The sequence below is a fragment of the Staphylococcus sp. HMSC067F07 genome (genome assembly GCF_001837405.1).
Lineage (GTDB): Bacteria > Bacillota > Bacilli > Staphylococcales > Staphylococcaceae > Staphylococcus > Staphylococcus capitis.
The window spans coordinates 34,471-47,057 of the sequence record NZ_KV832234.1 but is presented as its reverse complement, the minus strand read 5'-3'; the positions used below and the strand labels follow the sequence as shown (position 1 = coordinate 47,057).

Below are 12,587 nucleotides of genomic sequence, written 5' to 3'. Positions count from 1 at the left end.
TCATAATCTAAGCCATAATATTAAATGAAGTGGTTGGCTTATGACTGACAGTCAACTTTCTTAAGTGATTAACTTGAATAAGAAAGTATATTTAAAGTAGAATTTCTTGACAATTCTGTCAGTTTATAAGATGTTATAATTATGTAGTGTATAAGGAGGCAAACAAGATGACTGAAGAATTCAATGAATCAATGATTAATGATATTAAAGAAGGTGACAAAGTCACTGGTGAGGTTCAACAAGTTGAAGATAAACAAGTTGTTGTGCACATCAACGGTGGTAAAGTTAATGGTATCATCCCAATCAGTCAACTTTCTACTCACCACATCGAAAATCCAAGTGAAGTAGTTAAAGTCGGCGATGAGGTTGAAGCTTACGTCACTAAAATTGAGTTTGATGAAGAAAACGACTCAGGCGCGTATATTTTATCTAAGAGACAGCTTGAAACTGAAAAATCATATGAATACTTACAAGAAAAACTTGATAATGATGAAGTGATTGAAGCTGAAGTTACTGAAGTAGTAAAAGGTGGATTAGTCGTAGATGTTGGTCAAAGAGGATTCGTACCAGCTTCACTAATTTCAACTGATTTCATTGAAGATTTCTCTGTATTTGATGGACAAACTATTCGCATTAAAGTGGAAGAGTTAGATCCTGAAAACAATAGAGTCATTTTAAGCCGTAAAGCTGTAGAACAAGCTGAAAATGATGTTAAAAAAGCATCATTATTAGATTCATTAAGCGAAGGTGACGTTATTGACGGTAAAGTAGCTCGCTTAACTAACTTTGGTGCTTTCATTGATATCGGTGGTGTAGATGGTTTAGTTCACGTTTCAGAACTATCACACGAACATGTTGAATCACCTGAACAAGTTGTATCTGTAGGTGACAATGTAAAAGTCAAAGTCAAATCAGTCGAAAAAGATTCTGAGCGTATCTCATTATCAATTAAAGACACTTTACCAACACCTTTCGAAAATATCAAAGGTAAATTCCACGAAGATGACGTTATTGAAGGTACAGTTGTACGTTTAGCTAACTTCGGTGCATTTGTAGAAATTGCACCTGCCGTACAAGGTTTAGTTCATATTTCTGAAATCGACCATAAACATATTGGTTCACCTAGTGAAAAATTAGAACCAGGTCAACAAGTTAACGTTAAAATCTTAGGAATAGATGAAGAAAATGAAAGAATTTCTTTATCAATTAAAGCTACATTACCTAAAGAAGATGTTATCGAAAGTGATGAATCTACAACACAATCTTATTTAGAAAATGATAATGATGAAGATAACCCAACTTTAGGGGATGTTTTCGGAGATAAATTTAAAGACCTTAAATTTTAATATAATCGATTAATTTTCTTGTATATTTTATATTATAAACTCCAATTAAGTCTTAGAACTTTAAGTAGTTCTTAGAACATTAATTGGAGTTTTATTTTTCTATGAAAATTGTAAAAAGCCCTTTATACATGACGATAAACATCTAATGAAGTTTTGAATAAGCGCATTCATGTGATAAAATTATAGAGATTAAGAAAGAGAGGAAGTTACCTTATGACTAAACCGATAGTTGCAATTGTAGGCAAACCTAATGTTGGTAAATCTACAATTTTTAATAGAGTAGTGGGCGAACGTGTATCGATTGTTGAAGATACCCCAGGCGTAACACGTGACCGTATCTATTCTTCTGGTGAATGGTTAACTCATGAATTTAATATCATTGATACGGGTGGTATTGAAATTGGGGATGCACCTTTCCAAACTCAAATACGTGCACAAGCAGAAATTGCTATCGATGAAGCGGATGTTATCATTTTCATGGTGAATGTAAGAGAAGGACTTACACAAAGTGATGAAATGGTTGCACAAATGTTATATAAATCTAAGAAACCTGTTGTATTAGCAGTAAATAAAGTAGATAATCCTGAAATGCGTAATGATATTTATGATTTCTATTCATTAGGTTTTGGGGATCCTTATCCAATATCTGGGTCACATGGCTTAGGACTTGGGGATTTACTTGATGCCGTAGTTGAGAACTTTGGCGAAGAAACCGAAGATCCTTATGATGAAGATACAATTAGACTTTCTATTATAGGTAGACCAAATGTTGGTAAATCTAGTCTAGTTAATGCAATTCTAGGGGAAGAGCGTGTTATCGTTTCAAATGTTGCAGGTACAACTAGAGATGCTGTGGATACTGAATATTCATATGAAGGACAGGATTATGTTCTTATTGATACTGCAGGTATGCGTAAAAAGGGGAAAGTCTATGAATCCACTGAAAAGTATTCAGTATTACGCGCTTTAAAAGCAATCGAACGTTCAAATGTCGTACTTGTCGTCATCGATGCTGAACAAGGTATTATTGAACAAGATAAACGTGTAGCTGGATATGCTCATGAAGAAGGTAAAGCAATTGTTATTGTTGTAAATAAATGGGACACCGTTGAAAAAGATAGCAAAACAATGAAAAAGTTCACTGAAGATGTTAGAAATGAATTTCAATTCTTGGATTATGCTCAAATTGCATTTGTATCAGCTAAAGAGAGCTTACGTTTAAGAACACTTTTCCCATACATAACTGAGGCAAGTGAAAATCATAAAAAACGTGTTCAAAGCTCAACACTTAATGAAGTCGTAACGGATGCAATTTCAATGAATCCAACACCAACAGACAAAGGGCGAAGATTAAATGTATTCTATACAACACAAGTTGCAATAGAACCACCTACCTTTGTAGTTTTTGTTAATGATGTAGAATTAATGCACTTCTCATATAAACGTTATCTAGAGAATCAAATTAGAAATGCGTTTGGTTTCGAAGGAACGCCAATCCATATTATTCCTAGAAAGAGAAATTAATTAAAAAAGGGGATTTAATTATGACAAAAATAACAGTTTTTGGCATGGGTAGTTTCGGTACTGCACTTGCTAATGTTTTAGCCCAAAATGGTCACGACGTATTAATGTGGGGAAAAAACAACGATAGTGTTAACGAATTAAATACGCACCATATGAATAAAAATTATTTAAAAGATGCTAAATTAGATGAAACGATTCAAGCAACAACTCATCTTGAAGAAGCAACACAACATGCAGATGTTTATCTAATGGCTCTACCTACGAAAGCAATGAGAGAAGTAGTTACTAATATTGATAAACTGCTTACTTCTAAAAAAACATTTATACACGTTGCTAAGGGAATTGAAAATGGTACATTTAAACGTGTGTCTGAAATGATAGATGATTCTATTTCATCAGAACACAATGCGGGTATTGGTGTTCTTTCAGGTCCAAGTCATGCAGAAGAAGTAGTTATTAAACAACCCACTACTGTAGCAGCATCTTCTAAGGATGAGAAAATCAGTGCTTTAATCCAAGATCTATTTATGAATGATTATTTACGTGTTTATACTAATAATGACTTGGTGGGTGTTGAACTTGGAGGCGCACTCAAAAATATTATAGCCGTTGCTAGCGGTATTGTAGCGGGTATGGGCTTCGGTGATAATGCTAAAGCTGCGCTAATGACGCGCGGTTTAGCAGAAATTAGTCGTCTAGGAGAAAAATTAGGTGCTGATCCAATGACTTTCTTAGGATTAGGAGGTATTGGTGATTTGATCGTGACATGTACCTCAACACATTCAAGAAACTATACGCTTGGCTTTAAATTAGGACAAGGTAAAACAATGGATGAAGCTTTACAAGAAATGAAAATGGTAGTTGAAGGTGTTTATACGACTAAATCTGTTTATCATTTAGCTAAAAAAGAACATGTAGATATGCCTATTACAAGTGCATTATATCGTGTACTATTTGAAGATGTACCTGTTAATGAGAGCGTTAAAGAGCTTATGGGTAGAGGTAAAAAAGCTGAATGACAAGTGTATAATTACGCTTTTAGAAGGAATATTCAAAAAATTCATCATGAAACGCGTAAAATCAATGTTTCTAACGCATAAATCGTTGCGATGACAGTAATCAGTGTGTTAAAGTCAAAACATAATGATATTTAATATATCATTATAAAACCTCAGGAGGTGAATTCATAATGAATAAGACAGATTTAATCAATGCAGTTGCAGAACAAGCAGACTTAACTAAAAAAGAAGCTGGTTCAGCAGTTGACGCTGTATTCGAATCAATCCAAAAATCACTTGCTAAAGGTGAAAAAGTACAATTAATCGGTTTCGGTAACTTCGAAGTACGTGAACGTGCTGCTCGTAAAGGTCGTAACCCTCAAACAGGTAAAGAAATTGACATTCCTGCAAGTAAAGTACCAGCATTCAAAGCTGGTAAAGCATTAAAAGATGCTGTTAAATAATTTTACTTACAAAAAGCCCCACAGGGGCTTTTTGTATTTTTAGACCAACTTTAACAACTCTGTTGTTATTAGTTGGTTTTATGCATTAGTCAAAGACAAATGTATTCCTTATATTATTTAATAGTAGGTATTCTTTTTTACATACTTAATTTTCTTTTTAAATAAAATAAATTGACTAAATAGGGGGAGGATAATGAACCTAACAAAGGAATTAATTTTTTATTCTACCCCCAATTTTTTTACATATATAACATTAAGAGTAATATTTACATTAACACTTTTAAACAAATGGAGTTTTACTTAAAAGAACAACTCCTATAGATTTTAATTTCATACATATAATGTTAATATTATTATGATAATATCGTGAGGTGTGAACATGGAAACGACAATAAGCAAACTAAATAAACAAATAGAACAAAGGCTTAAAGGTATAAACGATTACGAATCAATTCATATTAATTCTTCTTTAGGAAATTTACTTGATTCATATTCTATTCCTGAAAAAGCTAAGCTTGCTTGCCTCACTATTGACACTTCAATGAGTCATCTAGATGATATTGCTAAGAATAACTTATCTAAAAATGGAATTTTAATTGGAGATTTGCTAAGTGCTCATTATTATACGTTATTAGCAGAAATTAATGATCTTTCTTACCAATTATCAATGAGTGAAGCTATTGTAAAAGTAAACGAATTAAAATCTTCACTTCATCAGCAAACATTGTCAGAATATGAGATAAATGAAGCTATCATTGATATTGAAGTACTTTTCCCTTATATTACGCTTGCTCATTTTGGAAAGAAAGTTGATAAGTACGCTTTATTCTATGAATTAACTAACAATGATGATGGCTATTATCCTTCATATTTAAATCAATATGATGAACAAGCAATCGACCAATATTTCAATACAATTAATCAAAGCTATATAAAAAGAAGAGGTAATTAATATGGGTGAAAATCAAGCAAAAAAAGAACAAGTACATACAGTATTCCAAAATATTTCTCAAAAATATGATCGATTAAATAATATTATTAGCTTTGAACAACACAAAGTTTGGAGAAAACACGTGATGAAACACATGCGTGTTAAAGAAGGTAGTCAAGCATTAGATGTTTGTTGTGGCACTGCTGATTGGACAATCGCATTAAGTAAAGCAGTCGGCAACAAGGGACATGTGACTGGATTAGATTTTAGCGAGAACATGCTAGAAGTTGGAAAAGAAAAAACATCTTCATTAAACAATGTGAAACTTGTTCATGGTGATGCTATGAACTTACCATTTGATGATAATACATTTGATTATGTGACAGTTGGATTTGGACTTAGAAATGTACCAGATTATCTTGTTGCATTACAAGAAATGCACCGTGTACTAAAACCAGGTGGTATGGTAGTATGCCTTGAAACAAGTCAACCTACTTTACCATTATTCAAACAAGTTTATAGCTTATACTTCAAGTTTGTAATGCCTATATTCGGTAAAATGTTCGCTAAGTCTAAAGAAGAGTATGAATGGTTACAGCAATCAACATTTAATTTTCCTGATAAGCAAACGTTAAAACGTTTATTCTTTGAAGCAGGATTTAATGATATAACAGTACGTAGCTTTACAGGTGGCGTTGCTGCAATGCACCTTGGCTATAAAGAAAAAGATTCTACCAAAGGTGATTAACGTGGCAAAGTTAAACATTAATAATGAAATAAAAAAAGTTGAAGAACGTTTGGAACGTGCGATTCAAAGTACGGATCAAACTCTAGAAGAGGCTTCTTTCCACTTATTATCTTCAGGTGGTAAAAGAGTACGTCCTGTTTTTGTAATTTTAAGCAGTCAGTTTGGCACAAGTGAAGGTACTTCAGAAGATACCTATCGTGTGGCTGTAGCACTAGAACTCATTCATATGGCTACACTCGTCCATGATGATGTTATTGATAAGAGTGACAAGCGTCGAGGACGTCCCACAATTTCTAAAAAATGGGATCAAACCACTGCTATATTAACAGGAAACTTCCTACTTGCATTAGGTCTTCAACATCTATCTGAGATTAAAGATGCTCGCGTTCACTCTATTATTTCTAACTCTATTGTAGACGTATGTAGGGGAGAGTTATTTCAATTTCAAGATCAATTTAATAGCGAACAAAATATTACAAATTATTTGCGTCGTATTAATCGTAAAACTGCTTTACTGATTCAATTAGCTACTGAAGTAGGTGCAATTACTTCTGGTGCTTCTAAAAAAACTATACGCAAATTGAAACTTATTGGTCATTATATTGGAATGAGTTTCCAAATCATTGATGATGTTTTGGATTTCACAAGCTCAGAAAAGAAATTGGGCAAACCTGTAGGTAGCGATTTGATGAACGGTCATATTACTTTGCCAGTACTTTTAGAAATGAGAAAGAATAAGGATTTCAAACAAAAAATCACTAACTTAAATGCTCAAAGTCCTCAATCTGATTTCGATACATGTATTCAAACTATTCGAAAATCCGATAACATTGAAGAATCTAAAGCAATAAGTGAGAAGTATTTAAATAAAGCAATTGCTTTAATTGAGGAATTAGAAGAGGGACCTAATAAAAATTTATTTAAAAAACTCATTAAAAAAATGGGCAGTAGAAATAAGTAAGTTCTGCGAAAAGTATTGAAAGCGCTTCACTATCCTGTTACTATGAAATGGTGGCAGGATAAAAGCTTATCTTGTTCGATAGGAAATAAACCTATACATATTTCGGTAAATGAATGAAACACAACTTACGGGGGGACACGCAAAGTGGAACGTACATTTTTAATGATCAAACCAGATGCAGTACAAAGAAATTTAATTGGAGAAATTATTTCAAGAATTGAAAACAAAGGGTTAAAACTTGTTGGTGGTAAATTGATGCAAGTACCTACTGAATTAGCTGAGAAGCATTACAGCGAACATGAAGGTAAACCTTTCTATGAAAAATTAATTTCATTTATAACTTCAGCTCCTGTTTTTGCGATGGTTGTAGAAGGTGAAGATGCTGTCGCAGTATCTCGTCACATTATCGGTAGTACTAATCCTTCTGAAGCCGCACCTGGTACGATTAGAGGCGATCTTGGTTTAACAGTTGGAAGAAACATTATTCATGGTTCTGACTCTGTAGAATCAGCGCAACGTGAAATTAGTTTATGGTTTAATAGCAATGAAATTGCTGATTATACATCACCAAGAGAAGACTGGTTATACGAATAAAAAATATAAATAAATGAATTTCATTTTATCCACTAAGAACCGATTTAGCGAAAGTTAAATCGGTTCTCTCTATTTTCACCAATGAAGTTACATGACGCTAAAGTTCAAGACTTATGTTGTGTGTATGAATATGATAATATATTAAACATATTACAATTTAATGCATTAAAGAAGAGAAAGGAGTGTGCGCTCATGAGATACCTCACTTCAGGTGAATCACATGGTCCACAACTTACAGTCATCATTGAAGGTGTACCAGCTAATTTAGAAATTAAAGCTGAAGATATTAATAAGGAAATGTTTAAACGTCAAGGCGGATATGGTCGAGGACGTCGTATGCAAATCGAGAAGGATGCAATTGAAATTGTTTCTGGAGTAAGAAATGGTTATACGCTTGGGAGTCCAATTACTTTAGTCGTGACTAACGATGACTTTACGCATTGGAGAAAAATTATGGGCGTAGCACCAATAAGCGATGAAGAAAGAGAAAACATGAAGCGTACCATTACAAAACCTAGACCTGGACATGCTGATTTGGTTGGAGGAATGAAATATAATCATCGTGATTTAAGAAATGTATTAGAGCGTTCATCTGCTAGAGAAACCGCAGCACGCGTCGCTGTAGGGGCTGTCTCTAAAATACTCTTAGAACAACTAGATATTCATATGTACAGTCGTGTGGTTGAAATAGGTGGCGTTAAAGATGAAGGCCTTTATGATACTGAAACTTTCAAAGCCAATATTGACAAAAACGATGTACGTGTAATTAATGAAGATATCGCACAACAAATGCGTGATAAAATTGATGAAGCAAAAAAAGAAGGCGACTCAATTGGTGGTGTAGTTCAAGTTATGGCAGAGAATATGCCTGTTGGCGTAGGGAGTTATGTTCACTACGATCGTAAATTAGATGGTCGCATCGCGCAAGGCGTTGTAAGTATTAATGCTTTTAAAGGTGTTAGTTTTGGCGAAGGATTTAAAGCCGCTGAAAAACAAGGTAGTGAGATTCAAGATGAAATTCATTACGATAGCGATAGTGGTTATTATAGAGCTACGAATCACCTTGGAGGATTTGAGGGTGGTATGAGTAATGGGATGCCAATCATTGTAAATGGAGTAATGAAACCTATTCCAACACTCTATAAACCTTTAAACTCAGTAGATATCAATACTAAAGAGGACTTCAAAGCGACGATTGAACGTTCTGATAGTTGCGCGGTTCCTGCTGCAAGTGTGGTATGTGAACATGTTGTAGCTTTTGAATTGGCAAAAGCATTACTGGAAGAATTCCAATCTAATCACATCGATCAATTAAAATCACAAATCGAAGAACGTCGTCAGTTAAACATTGAATTTTAAATACACCATCCTTAAGAGGTGATAAGATGAAACTTGAAACAACTTATGAAAATAACAACTATCCAATTATTGTGGAGCACGATGCAATTGAATACTTGGATTCTTTTACCAAAGATTATGACAAAGTATTCTTCATTATTGACGCTAATGTGTATCACCAATTTTCAGAGAAAATAGATACCTTAACTAAAAAGCATCATGCGCAGAAAATTATCATTCCTGCTGGCGAACAAACTAAAACATTTGCCCAATACAATCAAACAATGGAGTCATTATTAAGTCATCAATTAACACGACAAACATGTATTATCGCTTTAGGTGGAGGGGCAACAGGTGATTTCGCCGGTTTCATTGCTGCAACTCTATTAAGAGGTGTAGGATTTATCCAAGTTCCTACTACGATTCTCGCACATGATTCAAGTGTTGGCGGAAAAGTAGGTATTAATTCAAAGCATGGTAAAAATCTTATCGGTGTCTTTTATCGACCTAAAGCTGTCATCTATGATTTAAATTTCTTAGAAACGCTACCTTATACTGAAGTTTTGAGTGGTTATGCTGAGGTCTATAAACATGCATTATTGAATGGTAAGGAAGCTACGCAAAATATAGAGGCGCATTTTAGTTCTGATAAACAGTTAAAATCTTTAAATCAACTAGACTATTACTTATTTAAAGGCATAGAAACGAAATTGCACATCGTTGTTGAAGACGAAAAAGAAAAAGGTATGAGAAAATTTCTTAACTTAGGTCACACTTTTGGTCATGCTGTGGAATATGAACATAAAATACCACATGGTCATGCAGTAATGATAGGCATTCTCTATCAATTTATTGTAGCTAATGAAATGTTGCATACCGAATATGATATTCAACATTTCATTAATTATCTCCAATGTTTAAATTATCCTTTAGAAATTATCCCTAAGCTTAGTTTTGAAGACACATATCAATTTATGTTACTTGATAAGAAAAATAACAGTGAAGGTATTCAAATGGTCTTACTTCAAGATTGGGGTAGTCCTATTGTACTTCATGTTGATAAAACGAGACATCTTAAAGCATTTAATCAATTACAGTCATATTTTAGGTAGGTGATAAACATGACTAATAATGAAGTTATCGACATCAATGGCCCTTTAAAGGGTGAAATAGAAGTTCCCGGAGACAAGTCCATGACACACCGAGCAATCATGCTTGCATCTCTAGCGACAGGTCAAACTACAATTTATAAGCCTTTACTTGGAGAAGATTGTCGCCGTACTATGGAAATATTTGAGTTATTAGGTGTTAAAATAACTGAACATGAAGAGACAATCATTATTGACTCACCTGGTTATCAACAATTTAAGACACCACACCAAGTGTTGTATACGGGGAATTCTGGAACAACAACACGTTTATTGGCGGGACTACTTAGTGGTTTAGGAATTGAAAGCGTACTATCTGGTGATGTTTCTATTGGTAAAAGACCTATGGATCGTGTCCTAAAACCATTGTTACAAATGAATGCTCATATTTCAGGTATTGAAGGAAATTATACCCCTTTAATTATTAAGCCATCTATTATTAAAGGTATAGAATATCAAATGGAGGTTGCTAGTGCTCAAGTAAAAAGTGCAATTTTATTTGCGAGTATCTTTTCAGAGGAAGCAACAACCGTCACTGAAATTGATGTGAGTAGAAATCATACAGAGACAATGTTTGAACATTTTAATATTCCAATAGAGATTGAGGGTAAGACGATTCGAACTTCACCTCATGCAATTCAACACATCAAAGCACAGGATTTCCATGTGCCTGGAGATATTTCGTCAGCAGCGTTCTTTATTGTAGCCGCGCTAATTACACCTGGAAGCGATATTACAATTCATAATGTTGGCATTAACCCGACACGTTCAGGTATCATAGACATCGTTGAACTTATGGGGGGTAATATTGAATTAAACAACGTGACTCACGACGCTGAACCTACAGCTTCTATTCGAGTTAAATACACCCCAACTTTAAAGCCAATTACTATTGAAGGTGATATAGTACCTAAAGCGATTGACGAACTTCCTGTAGTCGCATTATTATGCACTCAAGCTTCAGGTACTTGTATTATCAAAGATGCAGAAGAATTAAAGGTAAAAGAAACGAATCGAATAGATACAACTGCTGATATGCTCAATATGCTAGGTTTCAGCCTACAACCAACAAACGATGGATTGATTATACATCCTTCTGAATTTAAAGCGAATGCAACAGTAGATAGTCAAACGGATCATCGTATAGGTATGATGTTAGCTGTAGCTTCGTTACTAAGTTCTGAACCTTTAACAATAGAGCAATTTGACGCAGTTAATGTATCTTTCCCAGGTTTCTTACCAAAATTAAAGCTTTTAGAAAATGAGGGAAAATAAATTATGGAAGATATCTATAAATTAATAGACGATATCAATCTACAAAAATTAGAGAATTTAGACTCTCGTGTAAACGAAGCATTAAGTTCAAATAACGATGACGCGTTATTTATCTTAGGCGAAACATTATATAATTTCGGTTTAACACCTCAAGGTTTAGAAGTGTTTAGAACGTTATATCATAAATATCCTGATGAAAGTGAATTACTTATTTACTTTATTGAAGGATTAATGTCTGAGAATCAAACTGATGAAGCATTAGAATATTTAGCTGAAGTTGAAACATCAACTGAAAAGTTAATGCTAGAAGCTGATTTATATCAACAAATTAATATGTTGGAAGTTGCCATTGATAAGCTTCAAGAAGCGTTAGAAATTGAACCTAACGACCCAATTATACATTTCGCTTTAGCTGAATTACTATACTTTGATGGACAATATTTACGCGCTACAACTGAGTATGAGACAGTACTAGAGACAGGCGAATACCAAGTGAATGGCGTTAATTTATTTTCAAGAATGGCCGACTGTAGTTTACAAAGTGGTAACTATACCGATTCTATTGGGTTATTTGATGAAATTAGTGAAGATGAAATGAACTCTGAGGATTATTTCAAGAAGGCTATTGCTTATGAAAAGAACGATTTAACGCAAGAAGCGATAAAAATCATGAAGACATTATTGTCTAAAGATCCTGACTTTATTCAAGGTTATTTCTACTTACAATCATTATATGAAAATGAAAAGAACTACCCAGATGCGATTGAAACTGGTAAAGAAGGGCTTAGACTAAGTCAGTTCTACAAAGAGCTTATGGTGTCTACAGGTAGCTTAGAAATAGAGCATGGCGATGCGAATGAAGGTGTTGAATTATTAAAACAAGCACTTGAAGTCGACAATGCCTATCATGAACCATTGCTAATATTAAGTGATTTATACCGAAATGAAGAAGATTATGAAGCAATTATTCAACTTCTTACCTTTGTAGATGAGGAAGACTTAGACCCTGTGTTTATGTGGCATTTAGCATATGCTTATGGTCATGAAGAACGCGATAAAGAAGCTCAACATTTCTTCGAATTAGCATACCCGACTTTAAATACACAGTCTGAATTTTTAAGCGATTATTATTTCTATCTATTAGAAATTGGACATAAAGACAAAGCAAAATCAATTTTAGATAAATTATTAGAAATTGACCCTAGTAATGAAACTTGGCATGATGAAGCTACGAGAATCCAATCTTAAGTGGGTGAATAC

The 12,587-nt window shown here is 33.9% G+C and carries 12 protein-coding genes; all 12 read left to right on the top strand.

All coding sequences use genetic code 11. The annotated features are described in order from the left end of the window. Positions 1-167 precede the first annotated feature (167 nt). The 12 genes from rpsA to HMPREF2706_RS03420 all read left to right on the top strand — a co-directional run bounded on the left by rpsA (position 168) and on the right by HMPREF2706_RS03420 (position 12,575). Positions 168-1,346, top strand: a complete 1,179-nt coding sequence (rpsA, locus tag HMPREF2706_RS03475; RefSeq protein WP_049427654.1) for a 30S ribosomal protein S1 — start codon at positions 168-170, stop codon at positions 1,344-1,346. A gap of 213 nt (positions 1,347-1,559) precedes the next feature. Beyond that, the gene (gene der, locus HMPREF2706_RS03470; protein WP_002453287.1) at positions 1,560-2,870 is read left to right on the top strand and encodes a ribosome biogenesis GTPase Der; all 1,311 of its coding nucleotides are present in this window, start codon (positions 1,560-1,562) and stop codon (positions 2,868-2,870) included. Positions 2,871-2,890: 20 nt separating this feature from the next. After that, the gene (locus HMPREF2706_RS03465; RefSeq protein WP_049427657.1) at positions 2,891-3,889 is read left to right on the top strand and encodes an NAD(P)H-dependent glycerol-3-phosphate dehydrogenase; all 999 of its coding nucleotides are present in this window, start codon (positions 2,891-2,893) and stop codon (positions 3,887-3,889) included. Positions 3,890-4,059: 170 nt separating this feature from the next. Next, on the top strand, positions 4,060-4,332 hold the full coding sequence (locus HMPREF2706_RS03460; protein WP_002433931.1) for an HU family DNA-binding protein: 273 nt from the start codon (positions 4,060-4,062) through the stop codon (positions 4,330-4,332). A 379-nt stretch (positions 4,333-4,711) separates the two neighbouring features. Beyond that, positions 4,712-5,284 carry a heptaprenyl pyrophosphate synthase subunit A gene (locus HMPREF2706_RS03455; RefSeq protein ID WP_049428702.1) on the top strand — a complete coding sequence of 191 codons (573 nt, stop codon included), beginning with the start codon at positions 4,712-4,714 and terminating at the stop codon, positions 5,282-5,284. A 1-nt stretch (position 5,285) separates the two neighbouring features. Beyond that, on the top strand, positions 5,286-6,011 hold the full coding sequence (locus HMPREF2706_RS03450; RefSeq protein ID WP_002433785.1) for a demethylmenaquinone methyltransferase: 726 nt from the start codon (positions 5,286-5,288) through the stop codon (positions 6,009-6,011). A 1-nt stretch (position 6,012) separates the two neighbouring features. Beyond that, on the top strand, positions 6,013-6,972 hold the full coding sequence (locus HMPREF2706_RS03445) for a polyprenyl synthetase family protein (RefSeq protein WP_049428700.1): 960 nt from the start codon (positions 6,013-6,015) through the stop codon (positions 6,970-6,972). 144 nt (positions 6,973-7,116) lie between these two features. Then, positions 7,117-7,566 carry a nucleoside-diphosphate kinase gene (gene ndk, locus HMPREF2706_RS03440; RefSeq protein WP_023350242.1) on the top strand — a complete coding sequence of 150 codons (450 nt, stop codon included), beginning with the start codon at positions 7,117-7,119 and terminating at the stop codon, positions 7,564-7,566. Between the two features lie 192 nt (positions 7,567-7,758). Next, positions 7,759-8,925, top strand: coding sequence for a chorismate synthase (gene aroC, locus HMPREF2706_RS03435; RefSeq protein ID WP_049428699.1), 1,167 nt, complete (start codon positions 7,759-7,761; stop codon positions 8,923-8,925). Between the two features lie 26 nt (positions 8,926-8,951). Next, positions 8,952-10,016, top strand: coding sequence for a 3-dehydroquinate synthase (gene aroB, locus HMPREF2706_RS03430; RefSeq protein ID WP_049428697.1), 1,065 nt, complete (start codon positions 8,952-8,954; stop codon positions 10,014-10,016). A 9-nt stretch (positions 10,017-10,025) separates the two neighbouring features. Beyond that, complete coding sequence (aroA, locus tag HMPREF2706_RS03425) at positions 10,026-11,327, top strand: 3-phosphoshikimate 1-carboxyvinyltransferase (RefSeq protein WP_070862193.1); 1,302 nt, start codon at positions 10,026-10,028, stop codon at positions 11,325-11,327. A 3-nt stretch (positions 11,328-11,330) separates the two neighbouring features. Beyond that, positions 11,331-12,575 (top strand): tetratricopeptide repeat protein, encoded by a 1,245-nt coding sequence (locus HMPREF2706_RS03420; protein WP_049428696.1) that lies wholly within the window; start codon positions 11,331-11,333, stop codon positions 12,573-12,575. Positions 12,576-12,587 lie beyond the last annotated feature (12 nt).

What these genes read in the sequence shown, in the direction of transcription:
- HMPREF2706_RS03450 (WP_002433785.1), top strand. Translation starts at nt 5,286, where the DNA reads ATGGGTGAAAATCAAGCAAAAAAAGAACAAGTACATACAGTATTCCAA.
- HMPREF2706_RS03465 (WP_049427657.1), top strand. Translation starts at nt 2,891, where the DNA reads ATGACAAAAATAACAGTTTTTGGCATGGGTAGTTTCGGTACTGCACTT.
- aroA (WP_070862193.1), top strand. Translation starts at nt 10,026, where the DNA reads ATGACTAATAATGAAGTTATCGACATCAATGGCCCTTTAAAGGGTGAA.
- rpsA (WP_049427654.1), top strand. Translation starts at nt 168, where the DNA reads ATGACTGAAGAATTCAATGAATCAATGATTAATGATATTAAAGAAGGT.
- HMPREF2706_RS03460 (WP_002433931.1), top strand. Translation starts at nt 4,060, where the DNA reads ATGAATAAGACAGATTTAATCAATGCAGTTGCAGAACAAGCAGACTTA.
- HMPREF2706_RS03420 (WP_049428696.1), top strand. Translation starts at nt 11,331, where the DNA reads ATGGAAGATATCTATAAATTAATAGACGATATCAATCTACAAAAATTA.
- aroC (WP_049428699.1), top strand. Translation starts at nt 7,759, where the DNA reads ATGAGATACCTCACTTCAGGTGAATCACATGGTCCACAACTTACAGTC.
- HMPREF2706_RS03455 (WP_049428702.1), top strand. Translation starts at nt 4,712, where the DNA reads ATGGAAACGACAATAAGCAAACTAAATAAACAAATAGAACAAAGGCTT.
- aroB (WP_049428697.1), top strand. Translation starts at nt 8,952, where the DNA reads ATGAAACTTGAAACAACTTATGAAAATAACAACTATCCAATTATTGTG.
- der (WP_002453287.1), top strand. Translation starts at nt 1,560, where the DNA reads ATGACTAAACCGATAGTTGCAATTGTAGGCAAACCTAATGTTGGTAAA.